This is a genomic window from Oceanimonas doudoroffii (genome assembly GCF_002242685.1).
Classification (GTDB): Bacteria; Pseudomonadota; Gammaproteobacteria; order Enterobacterales; family Aeromonadaceae; genus Oceanimonas; species Oceanimonas doudoroffii.
Genome location: NZ_NBIM01000001.1, coordinates 833313 through 851855, shown reverse-complemented (window position 1 = coordinate 851855; position 18543 = coordinate 833313). Strand labels below are relative to the sequence as shown.

17 protein-coding genes are annotated in these 18543 nt (G+C 58.4%); 14 read left to right on the top strand and 3 right to left on the bottom strand.

Annotated features, from left to right (window positions below; translation table 11 throughout):
- Nucleotide 1 precedes the first annotated feature (1 nt).
- The 14 genes from B6S08_RS03915 (at nucleotide 2) to B6S08_RS03835 (ending at nucleotide 14735) form a co-directional block, all read left to right on the top strand.
- Nucleotides 2–580 carry a PilN domain-containing protein gene (locus tag B6S08_RS03915; protein ID WP_094199451.1) on the top strand — a complete coding sequence of 193 codons (579 nt, stop codon included), beginning with the start codon at nucleotides 2–4 and terminating at the stop codon, nucleotides 578–580.
- Nucleotides 577–1221 carry a type IV pilus inner membrane component PilO gene (locus B6S08_RS03910; protein WP_094199450.1) on the top strand — a complete coding sequence of 215 codons (645 nt, stop codon included), beginning with the start codon at nucleotides 577–579 and terminating at the stop codon, nucleotides 1219–1221. Before B6S08_RS03915 ends, B6S08_RS03910 begins: the two co-directional genes overlap by 4 nt.
- On the top strand, nucleotides 1214–1537 hold the full coding sequence (locus tag B6S08_RS03905; RefSeq protein WP_094199449.1) for a hypothetical protein: 324 nt from the start codon (nucleotides 1214–1216) through the stop codon (nucleotides 1535–1537). Before B6S08_RS03910 ends, B6S08_RS03905 begins: the two co-directional genes overlap by 8 nt.
- Entirely contained in the window at nucleotides 1534–3117 is a 1584-nt protein-coding gene (mshL, locus tag B6S08_RS03900) for a pilus (MSHA type) biogenesis protein MshL (protein ID WP_094199448.1), read from the top strand. Before B6S08_RS03905 ends, mshL begins: the two co-directional genes overlap by 4 nt.
- Nucleotides 3117–3848, top strand: coding sequence for a tetratricopeptide repeat protein (locus tag B6S08_RS03895; protein WP_094199447.1), 732 nt, complete (start codon nucleotides 3117–3119; stop codon nucleotides 3846–3848). The genes mshL and B6S08_RS03895 overlap by 1 nt, the downstream gene beginning before the upstream one ends.
- Nucleotides 3826–5523: a GspE/PulE family protein gene (locus tag B6S08_RS03890; RefSeq protein ID WP_094199446.1), complete on the top strand. Its 1698-nt coding sequence runs from the start codon at nucleotides 3826–3828 to the stop codon at nucleotides 5521–5523. Before B6S08_RS03895 ends, B6S08_RS03890 begins: the two co-directional genes overlap by 23 nt.
- Nucleotides 5523–6746 (top strand): type II secretion system F family protein, encoded by a 1224-nt coding sequence (locus tag B6S08_RS03885; RefSeq protein WP_094199445.1) that lies wholly within the window; start codon nucleotides 5523–5525, stop codon nucleotides 6744–6746. The genes B6S08_RS03890 and B6S08_RS03885 overlap by 1 nt, the downstream gene beginning before the upstream one ends.
- A gap of 163 nt (nucleotides 6747–6909) precedes the next feature.
- On the top strand, nucleotides 6910–7410 hold the full coding sequence (locus tag B6S08_RS18620; RefSeq protein WP_094199444.1) for a pilus assembly FimT family protein: 501 nt from the start codon (nucleotides 6910–6912) through the stop codon (nucleotides 7408–7410).
- A 45-nt stretch (nucleotides 7411–7455) separates the two neighbouring features.
- Entirely contained in the window at nucleotides 7456–8004 is a 549-nt protein-coding gene (locus B6S08_RS03875) for a pilus assembly FimT family protein (protein ID WP_094199443.1), read from the top strand.
- Complete coding sequence (locus B6S08_RS03870; RefSeq protein ID WP_094199442.1) at nucleotides 7991–8518, top strand: prepilin-type cleavage/methylation-like protein; 528 nt, start codon at nucleotides 7991–7993, stop codon at nucleotides 8516–8518. The genes B6S08_RS03875 and B6S08_RS03870 overlap by 14 nt, the downstream gene beginning before the upstream one ends.
- A complete protein-coding gene (locus B6S08_RS03865; protein WP_094199441.1) occupies nucleotides 8515–9270 on the top strand; it encodes a PulJ/GspJ family protein in 756 nt (251 codons plus the stop codon). Before B6S08_RS03870 ends, B6S08_RS03865 begins: the two co-directional genes overlap by 4 nt.
- A complete protein-coding gene (locus tag B6S08_RS03860) occupies nucleotides 9260–9634 on the top strand; it encodes a hypothetical protein (RefSeq protein WP_240919657.1) in 375 nt (124 codons plus the stop codon). The genes B6S08_RS03865 and B6S08_RS03860 overlap by 11 nt, the downstream gene beginning before the upstream one ends.
- Nucleotides 9631–12876, top strand: coding sequence for a hypothetical protein (locus B6S08_RS18205; protein WP_141202175.1), 3246 nt, complete (start codon nucleotides 9631–9633; stop codon nucleotides 12874–12876). The genes B6S08_RS03860 and B6S08_RS18205 overlap by 4 nt, the downstream gene beginning before the upstream one ends.
- 107 nt (nucleotides 12877–12983) lie before the next feature.
- Nucleotides 12984–14735, top strand: coding sequence for a putative bifunctional diguanylate cyclase/phosphodiesterase (locus B6S08_RS03835; RefSeq protein WP_094199437.1), 1752 nt, complete (start codon nucleotides 12984–12986; stop codon nucleotides 14733–14735).
- A gap of 33 nt (nucleotides 14736–14768) precedes the next feature.
- Here the strand turns inward: B6S08_RS03835 and glpD are convergent, their stop codons facing one another.
- Genes glpD through B6S08_RS03820 form a run of 3 tightly spaced genes read right to left on the bottom strand, consistent with a single transcriptional unit; the run spans nucleotide 14769 to nucleotide 18534 of the window.
- Nucleotides 14769–16283, bottom strand: a complete 1515-nt coding sequence (gene glpD, locus B6S08_RS03830; RefSeq protein WP_094199436.1) for a glycerol-3-phosphate dehydrogenase — start codon at nucleotides 16281–16283, stop codon at nucleotides 14769–14771.
- Entirely contained in the window at nucleotides 16280–17773 is a 1494-nt protein-coding gene (gene glpK, locus B6S08_RS03825; RefSeq protein ID WP_342744132.1) for a glycerol kinase GlpK, read from the bottom strand. The genes glpD and glpK overlap by 4 nt, the downstream gene beginning before the upstream one ends.
- The gene (locus tag B6S08_RS03820; protein WP_094200535.1) at nucleotides 17773–18534 is read right to left on the bottom strand and encodes a penicillin-insensitive murein endopeptidase; all 762 of its coding nucleotides are present in this window, start codon (nucleotides 18532–18534) and stop codon (nucleotides 17773–17775) included. The genes glpK and B6S08_RS03820 overlap by 1 nt, the downstream gene beginning before the upstream one ends.
- Nucleotides 18535–18543 lie beyond the last annotated feature (9 nt).

Below are 18543 nucleotides of genomic sequence, written 5' to 3'. Positions count from 1 at the left end.
CATGAAAACACGCATTGAGTTTTATCAGGCCGCGCTCAGGCCGGTGCGCGAAATTCCCACGGTACGTCATCTCGGGCTGGGTGTACTGGCGGTGGCGCTGTTATGGGCCATGGCTCTGGGCTGGCAGACCGTGCACAACCATCGCCTGAGCAAGAGCAATACGCAGCTGCAGTTGGCCCTGGGCAATGCCGAGCAGCATATCACCGGCCTGCAGCAACGGGTGGCCCAGCTGAATCAGCGTCAGGATGACGGCCAGCGCCGTCGGCTGGAGCAGGACATTCGCATTCGCCGTCAATTGTTGGGTGTGCTGGGCCAGGATAACCTGGTTTCCTATGCGGCCACCCTGGATGATTTGGCCCGGTTGTCCTGGCAAGGGGTGGCGCTGACCGGGCTGCAACTTGAAGGCCGTGCCATGACCCTGAGCGGAGAGGCTTCGAATGCCGCCGCCGTTCCCGCCTGGATTCTGGGCTTTGAAGGTCGTGATAGCCTGGTCCGCCGTGATTTTGGCAAGCTCGACATTCATCGCAGAGAGCCCGGTGCCCTGGCCTTTACCCTGCACAGTGACGGAGTAACCCAATGAAGCGCCGGCTGAACGCCCTGAGTGGCTGGTTTATGGCACGGCCACGGCGGGAGCGCTGGCTGTTGACCATTACGGTGTGGGCGGTGACCGGCTGGCTGGGGCTGGTGCTGTTTGAACAGACCGTCGCGGCCACCGGCCTGCGCCTGGCCGATGAGCGGGCCGGCCTGGAGCAGCGACTGAACGAACAACAAGGGCTGGCGAACGAGTTTGAACGGCGTATTGATGAGCTCACCGCCAGTGATCAGAGCCAGCGCATTGAGCGGCTAAATCGCCAACTCAACCGGCTCAATCAAAATGTGGATCAGCGCATGCGGGCCCTGGTGGGGCCTGAACAAATGGCCGGGTTGCTGGTGTCGGTGCTGGATCAGGGCAGTGGCCTTGACTTGCTTGGCCTGACCAACCTGCCTGCCCAGATCATTCCCGGTACCGCCGAAGGAGGCCAGGCCCTGTATCGCCATGTACTGGCCATGGAGCTCAGCGGCAGCTATCTGCAACTGCTGGATTATGTCAGGCGGCTGGAGGCCCTCACCGGGCGGATTTTCTGGCAAAGCCTGAGTTTTGAACTGGATACGCATCCGAACGGCCATATTCGGCTGGAGTTTTTCACCCTGAGTCAACATAAGGAGCTGATCCGTGGTTAATGCCAGTGCCCTGGTGCTCGCGCTGCTGAGTGCGTCGGCCGGAGTTCAGGATCCCACCCGGCCCCTATCGGGGCCGGCGATGGCCGTGGTACAAGACGAGTCTCAGCCCGCCACGCCGCGCCCCAGCCTGCAGGCCATTTTTACCGGTGGCGGCGTGGCGAGCGCCATTCTTGACGGCCGGCGCTATGTGCAGGGTGATACCGTAGGCGGCTATCGCCTGGTCCGCATTGCCGGCGAACGCGTGATACTGGAAGGGCAGGGCGAGCGCCTGATCCTGAGCCTGTTCCCTTCTTTTGACAATACGGATACACCATGAAACGGAAGATGAGTCCTCTTGCCCTGGCACTGTTGTGCGCCGGCCTGGCCGGGTGCGTGCACGCGCCCGACGGCAGCCTGCCCAAGCGCGCGCTGGATGAGGCGTTACGCACCACGCCGGATCCGGTGCCTGCGGCAGTTGAACAGGAATTGTTGAGTGTGCCGCGGCCGGTGGCAACTCGCGCGGCCACACCCCAGCGCCGTTTTGACGTTTCTGCCCGGGAGGTGGATGCCCGGGAGTTTTTTGCCGCCCTCGGCAATCAGCACAATGTCAGTATTGCCGTGCATCCTGAGGTGACCGGCACCATTACCCTTAACCTTCGCCGAGTGTCCCTGCCGGAGATCCTCGAGGCCATATCCGGCCTCTATGGTTATGGCATTGAGCGCCGTGGCGGCGTGTATCAGGTGTTTCCCAACGGCGTGCGTACCCGCACCTTTAACGTCAATTACCTGATGCTGGTCCGTAATGGCCAGTCCCAAACCGCCATCAGCGGCAGCAGCCTGGCCACCAGTGAAGAAGGGAGCGATGGTAGCGCTACCCGTATCAATACCGAGTCAAATAACGATTTCTGGCGAGATCTGGAAAGCGCCCTGGGCCGGCTGATTGGCGGCGAGCAGGGGCGGGTGGTGGTGACCAACCCGCAGGCCGGCCTGGTGACGGTGCGGGCAGCCCCCGACGAGCTGGCCCTGGTGCAGGATTTTCTGACGCGTGCCGAGCGTCAACTCAAGCGCCAGGTGATCCTGGAAGCGCGCATCGTGGAAGTGGAGCTGAACGATGGTTATGAGCAGGGCATTGAGTGGAACAACCTGTCGTCCGACGGCGGCCGAGCCACCGGCTCGACCAGCGCGTCTTATCCCGGCTTTTTAAGCCCGCTCTCGGATCTGCTGGGTGGCGGTGCCGTATTTACCTACACCGATGGCAACTTTGATGCCGTGGTCAATCTGCTGCAGACCCAGGGTGAGGTCAACACCCTGTCCAATCCTCGAGTGACCACCAGCAATAACCAGAAGGCGGTGATCAAGGTGGGTACCGATGAATATTTTGTAACCGACTTTTCCCTGACCACCACCACGGGAACCAGCGGCGTGTCGGAGCGGACGCCGGATGTGGAGCTGCGGCCCTTCTTCTCGGGCATTTCGCTGGATGTAACGCCACAAATTGCCGACGATAATCGGGTTTTGCTGCATATTCACCCGGCGGTCAGCGAAGTGGAAGATACGAACAAAATCATCGATTTTGGCGATGGTGCCTTTATCCTACCTCTGGCCAGAAGCACGGTTCGTGAGTCCGATACCGTGGTGGAGGCGGCGTCGGGCGAGGTGATTATTATCGGCGGCCTGATGCAGGAGAAACAAAGCGAGCAGGAAAGTGCCATTCCGCTGATCAGCCAGATTCCGGTATTGGGTAACCTGTTTAAAAACCGCAACCTGTCCACGCAGAAAAGCGAGCTGGTCATCATGCTGCGCCCCGTGGTGGTGGCGGCCAATACCTGGGAGCAGGAGTTGCAGCGTAGCCGGGATTTGCTGGAGAAATGGTATCCGCCTTCCCCTCTTGATGAACTGCACAGTGGAGTAAGGTAATGCACAAGGCCATCGGGACTGTGGTGATGCTGCTGCTCGGCGCCCCGCTGCAAGCGGAAGAGTTTCAGCCCGACTGGCAGGATCCGGTTTGGGCCGAGCTGATGGCGGCGCCACCGGCGGCCAGCGAACTGCATATTGCCGAGATCAAGCCCAGCCGGGAAGATGAACTGCGGGAAAGCCGCCATGCCGCCGAGCTGGCCCTGGTTGCCGGTGACTGGTCTGGTGCCGAGCGAATCCTGATGACCACCCTCGCCAGTCACCCTGATGCCCATGCCCTGCGGCTGAAACTGGCATCCTTACTCTATGGGCGCGGTGCCCTCGACAGTGCCCGCACATTGTTGCAGCAAGGGCTTAAAGCCGCCCCCGAGCATCCCTCGTTGCGCTTGACCCTGGCCCGCATACTGGCCGGAGAGCAACGTCATGCCGCCGCCTGGAAGGTACTTGACGGTGCCGCACCCGTGCTTGCCGAACACCTCGACTACTATGCGCTCAAGGCCGAGGCCGGGCGGCGCAGCAATCGGTGTGATGCTGCCATTCCCCTGTACCGACAACTGCTGACCCGGCAGGACAGCGGACCCTGGTGGTTGGGACTGGGGCTGTGCCAGCGCAGCCTGGATCAGGATTATACCCATGCCTTTGAGCAGGCCAGGGCCAGCGTGGATCTGGGCGTGGCTTCCCTTCAATTCGTAGAGCAGCAACTGGAGCACCATGCCACAACGCAAACTCACTAAACGCCTGGGTGAGCTGCTGATCGATCACGGCGTTATCACCCCGGCTCAGCTCGACACCGTGCTGCAAAAGCAGCATCAGCAAGGCGGCCGCATGGGGACCCTGCTGGTGCAGATGGGCATACTCAGCGAGCGTGAGCTGCTGGGGTTTGTGGCTGAGCAGCTGGGCATTCCGCTGCTTGATCTCAACAAGGCCAACATTGATCTGCAGGCGGTGAAATTGCTGTCTGAGGTGTACGCCCGCCGCTACCGGGCGCTGGTGATCGATGCCAACGACACCGAGGTTACCGTGGTACTGGCGGATCCGGCGGATCTGGATACGCAGGACGCCATTGGCAACTTGCTGGCGCCACGGGAAGTCCACCTGGCGGTGGCGCCCCACAGCCAGATGCTGGAGTTTTACGACCAGCTTTATCGGCGTACCGACGACATTGCCCACCTGGCCGGTCAGCTGTCGGAAGAGCACGCGCCCAGCCGGAATGTGATAGACACCGCCGGTCTTGAAGACAACGACGCCACCGTGGCGCGGCTGCTGAACTCGCTGTTTGAAGATGCCCTGCAGGTGGGGGCGTCCGATATTCATATCGAACCCGATCACAAGGTGATTCGCCTGCGCATGCGGGTAGACGGCATGTTGCAGGAAACCGAACTCAAGGAAGTGGCCATAGCCCCCGCATTGGTGTCGCGGCTCAAGCTGATGGCCGGACTGGATATTTCCGAGCGGCGCCTGCCTCAGGACGGACGCTTTGAACTCACCGTCAAGGCCAACCCGGTGGATGTGCGCATGGCCACCATGCCGGTGCAGCACGGTGAGGCGGTGGTGTTGCGGCTGCTTGATCAGTCCGGCGGCATTCGCAGTCTGGAGCAGGCGGGCATGCCGTCGTCCCTGCTCAGCGCCTTTCGTCGCAAACTGGCCAGCCCCAACGGCATTATTCTGGTCACCGGCCCTACCGGCAGCGGCAAAACCACCACCCTGTACGGAGCCCTGGCCGAGCTCAATACCCCGGACCGTAAAATCATTACCGCCGAAGATCCGGTGGAATACCGGCTGCCCCGAGTTAACCAGGTGCAGGTGAACGGCAAGGTGGGACTGACTTTTGCTCGCATTTTGCGCACCAGCCTGCGGCAGGATCCCGACGTGCTGCTGATCGGCGAAATGCGGGATCAGGAAACCGCGGAAATCGCCATGCGCGGCGCCCTGACCGGCCACCTGGTGCTGTCCACCCTGCATACCAACGATGCTCCCAGCTCGGCAATACGGTTGATGGACATGGGGGTGCCCGGCTATCTGGTGGCCAGCACCCTGAAGGCGGTGTTGGCCCAGCGCCTGGTTCGCAAAATTTGCAGTTACTGCAAGGTGGAGCATCGGCTTGATGCGGGCGAGCGCCAGTTTCTGATGCACCTGGATGCCCGCTCAGAAAGCGGCCGGTTTTATCGGGGCCAGGGCTGCGCCAGCTGCAACCACACCGGGCATAAGGGCCGGGTGGGGGTGTTTGAATGGCTGGAGATCAACCAGGCCATGGCCGATGCCCTGCGCAAACAGCACATCGAAGGCTTTGAGGCGGAAGTGGCACGCTCGCTGGGCTTTGTGACCCTGGCCCAGGCCGCCCTTGAGCTGGCGCTGCAGGGCGAGATTGCGGTGTCGGAAGTGCTGCGCCTGTCGGAGTGGGTGGACTGATGGCGTTTTATCAGTATCGCGCGCGCGATAGCCAGGGCCAGCTGCACGAGGGCCGCATGGAGGCAACGTCTCTGCGGGCCCTGGCCAGCAACCTGGCTCAGGCCGGGTTGATTCCGGTGGAAATGAAGGAAGCCCGCTCCGGCAGCAAGTCCTGGCTGGCCCTGCGCCAGTTTTTCAAGGGCGGCATCAAGCCCGAGGCGCTGCTGATCCTGAGCCGCCAGTTTGCGTCGCTCACGCGGGCCGGCATTCCCATTTTACGCATTGTGGAAGGCTTGCGCGATACTTCGGACGTGCGCGTGCTGAAAGAGGCGCTGAACGAGGTGGCCCAGGCCCTGAATCAGGGCCAGACCCTGGCCAATGCCCTGGCCAATCATCCCCATCTGTTTAACAGCCTGTTTGTGTCTCTGGTGGAGGTGGGCGAAAGCACCGGCCAGCTGGAGCAGGCGTTTTTGCAACTGTCCCATTACTATCAGCTTGAGCTGGACACTCGGCGACGCATCAAGGCCGCCATTCGCTATCCGCTGTTTGTGACCATTGCCATGGTGGCGGCCATGACGGTAATTAACCTCTATGTTATTCCGGCCTTCAGCGGCATTTTTGCCCGGCTGGGGGCCGAGTTGCCCTGGACCACCCGCTTTCTGATCGGCAGCTCCTACTTCTTTACCCATTACCTGGGGTTGTTGTTGGCGATTCTGGCCGGGGTGGTGGCCGCGGCGCTCTGGTATGTCAGCACGCCGGCGGGCAAACTGCGCTGGCACAAGACTCTGCTGCGCATTCCCATTGTCGGGCCCCTGATTAAGCGTATTTTGCTGGCCCGCTTTTGCCGCAGCTTTGCCATGATGCTGGCCGCCGGCGTACCCATCACCCGTGTGCTGCGCCTGGCCGGCAGCGCTACCGACAACGCCTTTCTGACCCAGGCGATTCACCGTATGGAAGAAGGACTGTCGTCGGGCGAGAGCCTGTCGTCGGTGGCCGCCGGCAGCGGAGTATTTACGCCCCTTATTATGCAGATGTTCCGAGTGGGTGAAGAAACCGGCCGGGTTGACGAAATGGTGATGGAGGCGGGCCGCTTCTACGAAGAAGAGGTGGACTACGACATTGCCAACCTCACCGCCCGCATTGAACCCATTCTGATCGTGGCCATCGCCGCCATGGTATTGGTGCTGGCGCTGGGGATTTTTACCCCCATGTGGGACATGGTGAATGTGGTCAAAGGGGGCTGACGGGCTTTTCCCTCCTTTTTGTGTTGAAAAGCATAAATTCTCACATTATGGGACTGGATTGACCGTGAAAGCCCCGCTATCATAACCGTCAATGTTTTGATTTTTACAATAAAAACATTAACTTTGGCGACAAATCAGCAACACGAACAAGCAAGGATACAATATGAAAAGAGCAGCGGGTTTTACCCTGATAGAACTGGTTATAGTGATCGTGATTCTCGGCATACTGGGTGCCGTGGCGGCTCCCAAGTTCCTAAATCTGCAGGGTGATGCATATGCGGGTAATATTAATAGCCTGAAAGGCTCTATTCAGTCTGCCTTGACTCTGGCAAATGCAAAAGCTGTGCTGGAAGGTAAAGATGGTGTTGGTGCTGATGATAGTGACGGTAATGCCACTGCAGTTACTGGCATCAAAGGTTACACTGATGTTGAATTTAAGTATGGCTATCCCATTGCTTCAGATGATGAAAAAGGTATTTTAGGTGCCTTACAAAGCGTTCCTAGCACAGAAGATTATACGTTAGATGATACAACAACCACTGGGACTTTGGTTATTCAGCCCAAAGGACGCTCTTCAGTAGATACAAAGTGTTTTGTGAAGTACACAGAAGCAAAAGATGCAGATACACCGGCTACAGTCGAAGCAAATACAGAATGTGAATAAACTTAAAATGGCGGCTTTGGCCGCCTTTTTTAACGCATTTACCTTATGATACGCCATCGGGCTTTTACTCTTATTGAAATGGTCGCCGTGCTGGTGCTGGTGGGCATATTGGCGGCGGTGGCAATTCCGCGCCTGCCGGTGAACAGCGACTTTGACGGTTCGCTGCAGGCTCGCAACCTGGCAGGGCTGCTGCGACTGGCCCAGCTCAGGGCCATGAACGATCCACTGGCTCTGCAAAGCGGCACTGAAATGGGCCGCTGTGGTGTGGTGGCTGTAACGACTGATGGTGTTTCATTGTCGTCGGATTGCAATTCAGCCTCTCTGTTAAGCGCGAATCAACTCCGTGATCCCGGTCAGTCAATTTGGTTGGGGGCGCAGGAGTTGCCGGTGACCGCCAATATCACCTTACCTTTTACACTGCAATTTGGCGACGTCGCATCCGATCCTGATTACCTCAGCGAAGCCAGCCGTTTGGGGCGGCTTTTTGTGAATGCCGGAGCCGGGTATCAGCCGCTGGCCAACACCCTGCAAATTACCCTTGCCGGGAAAACCGTACTGATTGAACCCGAGGGCTATATTCATGTTGCGCCGTAATGCCGGGCTTAGCCTGCTGGAGTATGTGGTGGGCCTGGCGGTGTTGGCTATTATCCTGGTGGGGGTAGGGCTGTTTTTTTTAAGTCAGCCCCGGCAGCTGGATCCGGTGTTTCAGTTTCGCGCCGTAGCCCTGGCCGAAGCCCTGGCCGAGCAGGTGCTGGCGGTCACGTATGATGCAGCCAATAATCTGCAGGAGCAAACCCGCTGTGGCATAGATGGGGCAGATGTCTGTGAAAATCAGGCAACAATACCAACAGACGCCGAGATAAACGACTTTACCCATGTGGATGATTTTCGCCTCTGGTGCGATGAAGGCAACGCCATTGCCGGCAACGCGCTTGCGCAGCAACTGGGGATGAGCCGAACCGCACTCTATGCCCGCTATTTGGTACAAACCTGTGTCACCATCGGCACCGATGATGCCGGCACTACTTTCAAAAAGGTAGACATCACCGTTCGGGATCAAAACGGCAGTGATCTTTCCTTTACCCTGCACAGGTACAATATTCGATGAAGGCGCGCGGTTTTACCCTGCTGGAGCTGGTAATTGTGATGGTGCTGATTGGTATCAGTGCCGTATTTGGCACCCGTTTTATCGCACACATGGCCGAGGGCTACATGGGGAATACAGAGCGTGCCCAGGCTCTGGCCGGCGCCCGTTTTACCCTGGAACGCCTGCGCCGGGAGCTGGCGCTGGCTTACGGCCCCAGTGTGTATTTCAGTGATAGCAAGCGCTGTATTTCCTTTGTGCCCACCCTGGCTGCCGGCACCTATCAGGGCTCGGTCAAATCTGCCACTGCCAGCTTTGTGGTGCCTCTCAGCCTGCAGAAGCAGGTGCCTCAGGGCAGTTTTATGGCCATTCGGGCCGCCAGCGGCGAGGCTTTGTGGAGCGACTTTCCAGCCGCCGCGCCCGACAACAATGTTTATCTGGTGCAGAAGGAATACAGTGGCAGCAGTTTCGACTTTGATGATGTGTTTAATGATCCCACGCTGATCAACTTTGATCGCGATGGCTTTGGCCTGCGCTATACCCTGATCAGGGCCGAGCAGGTGCGTTATTGTGCAACCGGCGGCAGCCTGTTTCGTCAGGTTAAAACCGGTGCCGATTGGGGGGATGGCGTGCTTATGTTGACCGGACTCACATCAGAGAGACCGTTTTTAGACTACGATGAGTCCAATCAATTGGTTCAGTTGCAACTGATCCTGAGCACGCGGGATGGCGAACTGGTACTGCCAGGACAATTACAGGTGACCTATGCACCCTGACCACAATCAAAAAGGCAGCATGTTGCTTAGTGTGCTGTTTATTCTGCTTATTTTGTCTGCGCTGATGGCTGCCATGGTCACCCTGTCGGGTCAGAGCAGCCGTCAACTTGCCTACGAAACACTGGCTCTCAAGGCGAGGCTCGCCGCCGAGTCAGTGCTGGAGCAAAAAGTATTCGTGTTGCTGGATAAAATCACTGAAAACGAAACCATCACGTCAGACGTCGCCGGTTGTGAAGGAAATGCGAGTGTTCCGAATACCGATACAGTTGCCGGCGTTACCCAGGTTAATGTGATTGCCACCGGTACCTGCATCGGCGGCGGCATTGCCGTGATCCGTAATATTGAAGTTGAGGTGATAGAGTGAAAAAAAATGACTGGCTATGCCTGGCAGCCCTGATATTACCTCTGCCTACTCTGGCGGACGAAGGCAGCATTGCCGCGTTGTTTCCCTATGCCGCACAAAGCCATAGCAATAACGGCAAAGTTGAAATGCATGCAAGCGCCCGAATTGACGGAACCAAAGACAAGCTCGGCTATCTGGACTTCAAAAACTCGGGAAAAAACAGTCATGACGATGACGATGACGATGACGATGACGATGATGGATATAAAAAGGCGAGCCTGGGTATATGTGATTATGATGATCAGGCTTGTAAACTGAGTTACCGTATTTTCAATCAGGAACTGCCATCTACGGCCGACTTTCGTCGTCAAGAGGTACGCTTTCCTGACTCGGGCGCGTTTAATAAAACCAACTCTTCTCACAAGGTTTATTGTGAAAACGGCACTAGAAAAGACTCAAAGACCCATTTTAAGGAAATAAAGGTTAAAGACAGTTGCAAATTGACTCTGACTAATAATGCCGGGGAATTTCGCATCAAGGCGATGCAGATCGAGGATGGAGGGCAAGTAACGCTGCCCGCTGGTGATTACTGGATTGAAACGCTGGAAATGGATGGCGGGCGCCTGGTGGTTTCCGAAGGTCAGGCCAATGTCTACATTAACGAAAAAATCAGCATAAAAAATGCGGGTAGTCTCGATCGCCTTCATATTTCTGCGCCTTATGATGAAATCAAACTTGATAACTCAACTTTCAACGGTAGTCTACTTACGAATAAAAAACTGACAATTGATGGCTTCGGCTCAACAGTAACAGGAAGGGTTGTGGCGGAAGAGCTCGAACTCGAAGGAACACTGATCCTGAGCAGCGGAGACTATTACTTTAAAAAGGTAAAACTTGAGGATGAAGATAATAAGGTCATCTCAAGACTGACATCTTCAGGAGACGTTCAACTACACATTGAAGAAGAATTGAAGCTGGAAGACAAAGCCCAGCTTGGTGAAGAAAATCAGCCAATCACTGTGTATGTATATGGTGAACTGGATGCATATCGTAACGACGACGACGACGACGACGACGACGACGACGACGACGACGACGACGACGACGACGATGACGACGACGACGATGACGATGACGACGATGACGATGATGACGACGATGATGACGGCAGCGACAATGGCCAGAAAGGTAAAGTTCAGCTTTATGACAACGCCAGGCTCCATGGCTTTGTTTATGTGAATGGCAAGCTTGAGTTAAAGAAAAATGCAGGAATTTTCGGTGCAGTTAATGTTGTCGATTTGAAAATGAGTAAGGGCAGTTTCATCAATTATGCCCCTCGTGGCGATTCCGCGGCGTCGGTACATCACTACGAATTACACCTTAATGGCTGTGCCGAGCAACTGACTGTCTATGCCTGTGCCGACGAAAGTTGTAACGAACTCTATGACGGCAAGGCCAAGTTACATGTCAAGGCCAATGGCTCTAACCTGGCGAACTTCAACAATTTCTATGGCAGTGAATCTCAGTCGTTGAAGAAAACGCCGAGCTATCCCTTTACCATGGTGGTACAGAGCGATGGCAAGGGCGGCAATATGGATCCCGACGCTGCTCACCCCCTGGTTTGTTATGTGAACGGTGAAAAAACCTGTACCGTGACCGCAGCCAGTGGTGGGGGGGATGCCGGTACCTTTTCCTTTGATGTGGACACCGCCTACGCCGGTGATGGGGCACCCATTTCCTTTAGCGGTGGCTGTCTCGACACCGAGGGCGAAGTCGAGGTGAAGTTTGGCTTTGACCGCAACGACAGTGGCGATAACAAGAACATTACCGTGTACGGGGCCGATGGAAAGTCGATCGCGACCCTCAGTGCGGGCGAAGCACGCACCATGACCCTGCCGGTGAGTGGCGCTAGACTGAGCTACCCTCATGCCGACTTGCTGACCTTGAGCGTACAGCAGGTATTGCCGCAGGGTGGTCTGGGTTCTCAGCTCACCGACAAGGCCGCCTTTGTCCCCTTGGCCTGGCAGGTGCAGCGGGATGCAAACTGTGGTGACAGCAGCGGTTTTGTCTATTCTAACCATGCTGGCAGTTGTGTCGTGTTGGGCGCGGCGGGTGAACCACTCGGGTTCTCGGTGGCGGCCCTCGACGCGAACGAGCAACTGCTACCACTGGATTGGCTGGCGGACCGAATGTCGACCGACCTCATTCATGCCAGTCTGGAAAATGGTGCGCTGAAACCGTCCAAGGATTATGCCCTGAATGATAACGGTGCCGAAGCGACCTTTTCCACCCATCAGTTTGCCAGTGATATTGTGGGCCGACTGCAGGTGAAGGTAGACGATTGGCAAGCGGCTTATATTGCAGGTGACGACACCAGACTTGTCACTCAAGGCGACAGTGCCTATGTCGGCCGCACCGTGCCCGCGTCGCTTAAGGTCACTGCCATCTCCGGTGATATTGAAGGTGATGTGATTTATGCAGGTGTCGAAGAAGCGCCCAACTTCAGCACCAAGCCTGCATTTACCGTGGTCGGGCTGGACGCTGATGGTAATACCCTTGCCAGTTATAGCGGTGAGTTTGCCGGCGGGCTTGAAGAGAATGTACTCATTAACCTGAATTCCTCACTGGATTACAACCTGCTTGAATGGGATTTTAGTGAACCCAGCCATGGGCAACACAGCATTACCATAAATACCGACAGCCTGGTATTTCTGAAGAACGTTCCTTTTCGGGAGATGTCACTGGATTTGCCGCTTGAGCTGACCATCAGTGCGCATGACTGCGATAAAAATAATGAGTGTATTGAGATAGAGGAAAAACAAACCACCCTTGCTGACGAGGCCGATAAACTGCGCTATGGCTTTATCACTCTCATGGACACTGAGGTGAAAGTGGGCGAGGCGGGCACCATGGCCAGCAAGTTGAACTACTATGGCGATGATCTGAACACCCTGAAGGAAGACGGTGATACTGACTACAGTTTGTCGGATGGCGACACTCCGAAGGGGAGTTTACCAGACGGCGCCAGTTTCCCAGGCTTGTCTGTAAAGTCTGGTAATAAAAAGGTGATTGATGTTGCTCCTTATAGCAGCGAACAAAAAAACATCGAAGTGACTATTGAGAACTTGCCCGCCTGGTTGAAGCTCGCTGATCAGGAGAAGGCCGGTGAGCTGACCAACCCGTCCGCCATGCTGGACATACTCAGCAACCCCAGGCTGCGGGCCAGTGACCGAACCTATAACCGGCGCGAGGTCATTCGCTAGGCATAAGGAAGCTGTACAAATTGTGACATGGATGTCTTCAATATTGTTCACAACTGTTTATCATGGAGCCTTATAAAAAATAACAAAACACGGTAAGGATACCTAAAGTGCGCGAGGACAATCACACCACGCTGGCGTCTGTCGGATCGGACGCCTTCACCCTGGAGCACAGTCTCAAGTTCAAACGGCAGTTGTTACAGCACGTGTTCGATAATGCCCTGGAGTCGATCATTGTCACCAATGCCGACGGCGTTATCGAACGGGTCAATGCCGCCTTTACACAGATTACCGGCTACCGGGCCGAGGAAGTGTTGGGTAAAACGCCCCGGCTGGTGCAGTCGGCCCGCCACGAGCCCGACTTTTACAAACGCATGTGGCATCAGCTGCTGCTCACCGGCAGCTGGAGCGGTCAGGTCTGGAACCGGCGCAAGTCGGGTGAGGTGTATCCGCAGTGGCTGAATATCAATACCCTCACCAATGAGCTGGGCGAAGTCACCCATAGGGTGGCCATCGGTCACGATCTCAGCGGCCAGCGCAGTGTTGAGCAGGACCGCACCCCCTTTACCTTTAAGGATCCGTTAACCCAGCTGGGCAATCGCCAGTTGCTGACATCGCGGCTTGAGCAGGCGCTGGCCGAGGCGCAACGCAACCGAATTCGAGTTGGGCTCATGGTGGTTGATCTTGGCCGTTTCAAGGCGCTGAACGAGCAGCTGGGCATGACCTGGGGTGACGATGTGCTGCGCCAGCAGGCCCGTACCCTGCAAGCGGCGGTAGACGAGGCCGACACCCTGGTACGGCTGCAGGGCGACATCTTCGCCGTGTTGCGTCACAGCCGTGCGGAAGACACCGCCATGGCCCAGCTGGCCGACAAACTGCTTGGTTTGTTGGCCCGGCCCCTGGTACTGGCCGACAATAATGTCGTGTCCATGCAGCCCAGCATTGGCATTGCGGTGTATCCGCGGGATGCCCGCGAGCCGGAAAATCTGCTGCAGGCGGCGGAGCACGCCCATGCCATGGCCAGGCGCAACGGGCGTAACCGGTTTCAGTTTGTGGATCAGCGCCAGCATGAGTTGCATCACCGGGAGCTGGTGATTGAGCACAGCCTCAGCCATATGCTCAATACCGGTGAAGCGGACGGGATCAGCCTGCATTACCAACCGCAGATATGCCCGGTCTCGGGAGCCATCACGGGACTTGAAGCCTTGTTACGCTGGACTCATCGCAGCCTGGGCCAGTTGTCGCCCGCCGAATTTATTCCGGTGGCGGAGCAAAACGGGCTGTCGGTGCGGCTCGATCGTTGGGTGATAGAGCAGGTGTGCATTCAGATGGAAGCCTGGCAACGGCAGGGAAGGCGGCCCCCGGTGGTGTCGGTCAACCTCTGCGCCGACCAGTTTAGCCAGCCCGACTTCTGTGACTGGATTAGCGCCACCGTGGCCCGCTTTGGCCTTGCCCCGGCGGCGTTCAAGCTGGAGGTGACCGAGTCTACCATGGTGGAGCAGATGGGCGCCGGGGTCGGCATGCTGCGCCGGCTGCGGGAGCAGGGTTTTTTGCTGTCGCTGGACGACTTTGGCACCGGCTATTCGGCGTTGTCCTGCCTGCACCGCCTGCCCCTGGATGAGCTCAAGATTGACCGCAGCTTTATGGTAGAAGCCTGTGAAAGTCCGCGTGCCCTGACGTTGTTGCACACCATAGCGCAATTGGCCCGGCAAATGTCATTAAGCCTGGTGGTGGAAGGGGTAGAGCTACCCGAACAGCTGGCCCTGCTGAAGGAGTTTGGCCCGCTCACGGTACAGGGATATTACTATTTCAGGCCCATGCCCGCGCATGATGTGTGTGCCTTGCTGCCGGCGGCCCCCTGACGCGGCTTTCAGCGATATTACACAACCCGACACCTACCCCCCCACCTTGGCGGGGGGGTAGGTGTCTCGCATCTCATGCTGCTCCATATACGCCGCCAGTCGTGCCTGTTGCTCGGGGGTAAGGCGCAGTCCCAGCTTGCTGCGTCGCCACAGCACATCGTCGGCACTGTGGGCCCATTCCTGCCGCATCAGGTAATCCAGCTCTCGCTGATACAGGCCGGCACCAAAATGCTCGCCCAGATCTGCGGTGTCTGCGCAGCCCTGTAAAAAGGCCCGGCACAGGGTGCCATAGCTGCGCACATAGCGGTGTATCAGGGCGTCAGCCAGCCAGGGGTATTCCGAGGTCAACTCGGCGGCCAGGCTGTCATGGCTGCTAAAGTCGCCGCCCGGCAGCACCAGTCGCTGGGTCCAGGGCGCGGTGGCCTGGGGTAGATGCTCGGCCAGTTGATTGACCGCGTCTTCCGCCAGGGCGCGAAAGGTGGTGATCTTGCCGCCAAACACCGACAGCAGCGGGGCATCGTCTTCGGGGGCGTCCAGTAACAGCTTGTAGTCCCGCGAGGCTTTCTGGGCACGGCCATCACCATTGGCCATCAGTGGCCGCACGCCGGCGTAGCGGTAAATCACATCGGTCGGAACAACTTGGCGGCGAAAATGGGCGTTGGCCACGGCACACAGATAGTCGATTTCCTTATCACTGGCGGTGGCGTCGGCCGGCTCGCCGTCATGATCCACATCCGTGGTGCCAATCAGGGAATAATCCCGCTCATAGGGCAGCACAAACACAATGCGGCCGTCCTCATTCTGCAGAATATAGGCTTCATTCCCCTCATGCAGCCGAGGCACCACCATGTGGCTGCCCTTGACCAGTCGCAGGGTGGCCGGTGGCGGGCTGGATAATACGCTGCCAAACAACCGGCTGGCCCAGGGGCCAGCGGCATTAACCAGAGTCCTGGCGTGGAGTATTCGCCGTTGGCTACTGGTGTGTTCAAGTTCTACTCGCCACAGGCCGTTTTCCCGCTCGGCCTTTGCACAACGGGTACGGGGTAAAATGGTGGCGCCGCGCTGCGCGGCGGCCATGGCGCACAGCACCACCAGGCGGGCGTCGTCCACCCAGGCATCGGCATATTCAAAGGCCAGCTGAAGATGCGGCTGCAGCGGACTGTGCTCCCCCAAACGCAGGGTACGCGACGCCGGCAGTCGATTCCGCCGAGCCAGGTGATCATAGAGCCATAGCCCCAGGCGAATCATCCAGGCGGGTCGCAGGTGGGGGCGGTGGGGCAGGCGAAAGCGCATTGGCCAGATAATGTGCGGAGCGGCCTGCAGCAAAATCTCCCGCTCGGTCAGGGCTTCGCGCACCAAGCGGAATTCGAACTGCTCCAGGTAACGCAGGCCGCCGTGAATGAGTTTGCTGCTGGCCGACGAGGTGGCCGAGGCCAGATCGTTCATTTCGCACAGGGTCACGGAAAGCCCCCGTCCGGCGGCGTCCAGGGCAATGCCGACACCGTTGACGCCGCCACCGATCACCAGCACATCCACCGGTTCCGTCATGAGGGCTCTGCCCAGTGTTGAGCGCGGGTCACCGCCTTTTGCCAGCCCCGGTAATGCCGTTCGCGGTGCTGGCTGTCCATGTTAGGGCCGAACTCGCGGTCTACCGCCACACACTGCGCCAGCTCGTCGGTGTCTTTCCACAGGCCGGTGGCCAGCCCCGCCAGAAAGGCCGCCCCCAGGGCGGTGGTTTCCAGCAGTTTGGGCCGGACCACTCGGCTGTGGGTGATGTCGGCCTGAAACTGCATTAAAAAGTCATTGGCGGCGGCACCGCCGTCCACCTTGAGAGCCGCCAGCCGCAACCCGGCGTCCTGTTGCATGGCGTCGAGCAGATCCCGGCTCTGAAAGGCGATGGCTTCCAGTGCGGCACGTACAATGTGATGGCGGTTGGCACCCCGGGTCAGCCCCACCAGGGTGCCGCGGGCGTAGGGATCCCAGTAGGGCGCGCCCAGGCCAGTAAAGGCCGGCACCAGATAGACGCCGTTGGTGTCGTTCACCTGCCGGGCACAGGCCTCGCTGTCGGCGGAGTGGCCGATCAGCCCCAGCTCGTCCCGCAGCCACTGGATTACCGCACCGCCCATAAACACCGAGCCTTCCAGCGCATAGTTCACGCCGCCATCGGCGCCCACCGCCAGGGTGCTGAGCAGGCCGTGGCGGGACTCCACCTTTTTCTGGCCGGTGTTCATCAGCATAAAGCAGCCGGTGCCGTAAGTGTTTTTGACCATGCCCTTGTGAAAGCACAACTGACCGAACAGCGCCGCCTGCTGATCGCCGGCGATGCCGGCAATGGGCACCTCCACCCCCAGGTTCGCCTGGCCATACACGGCGCAGGATGATTTCACTTCGGGCAACAGGCTGGCGGGAATATTCAGTGCTTTCAGCAGCAGCGGATCCCACTCCAGGGTATTGATATTAAACAGCATTGTGCGCGAGGCATTGGTGTAGTCGGTCACATGCACCCGGCCTTCGGTCAGCTTCCACACCAGCCAGGTGTCCATGGTGCCAAACAGCAGGTCCCCGGCCTCGGCCTGCTCCCTGGCGCCGGGCACGTTATCCAGCAGCCAGCGAATTTTGGTGGCGGAAAAATAGGCGTCTGGCACCAGGCCGGTGCGGGTTTTTATCTCCTGCACCAGGCCTTGTGTCTTTAGCTGCTCGCACAGGGGGGCGGTGCGTCGGCACTGCCACACAATGGCGTGATGAATGGGCAGGCCGGTGTGTTTGTTCCACACCACGGTGGTTTCCCGCTGGTTGGTGATGCCAATGCCGCTGATCTGCTCGGGGCGTACGCCGGTCTTGGCCAGCACCTCGGTCAGGGTGGCCCGCTGGGTGGCCCAGATTTCGGTGGCATCGTGCTCCACCCAGCCGGCCCGAGGATAATGCTGGGTAAATTCCCGCTGGGCCATGGCCACCACTCGGGCCTGGTGGTCGAACAAAATGCTGCGGGAAGACGTCGTGCCCTGATCCAGGGCCAGCACATAGGGTTGGTCGCTCATTATCGACGCTCCTTGTGATCAAAGAGGGGGCGGCAGGCGGCGGGCAGCTTGGGCCGCCAGGGCTTGCGCGGTCCGGCCGTCAGGGCGCCGCTTTTATCATTAATCCAGCCTGCCAACTCTCGGCCACAACCGGTGCCGGGGGGCACGGCCTGCTGAGACACACAGTGTGGGGACTGGGTCGGGCAGTGCAGGCGCACGTGAAAATGGCTGGAATGGCCGAACCAGGGTCGCAGCCGGCCAAGCCAGGGGGCGTCGCCATAGGTTTTGCACATGGCCTGCTTGATCAGCGGGTGCACAAAAATGCGACTGACACGTGCGTCCTGGGCGGCCAAGGCAATCAGCTGGCGCTGATTATCACCAAAATGGCGGTTAAGAATATACAGCTTGTGATCCACCATATCCCGAGCGCGTGACGGCAGGGGCCCGTTTCCGGGGCGCAGCCAGATGTCCGCATCCAGTCCGGTCTGGTGGCTGCGGTGACCGTAGGCAAAGGGCCCGCCGTGGCGCCTGGCGATGTCGGCCACCAGCATGGGCGGCAGGCCGGCCTGTTGCGCCCTTTTACCCAGGGCCTGCAGATAGTCGATGAGCTGCGTCTGGCCGTAATAACGCTGTCGCTCGGCGCGCACCACCCGGTAGCCGGCGCCGGCTTGCGGCAGCGCCCGCGCGTTGGTCTGACAGCCGGCGGCATAGCCGCCAATGGCCTCGCCCCATGCCGCAAGGGGCAGGATCAGCAGGGTTGTCAGGCAGACGGCTTTGATCATGAGGTAATG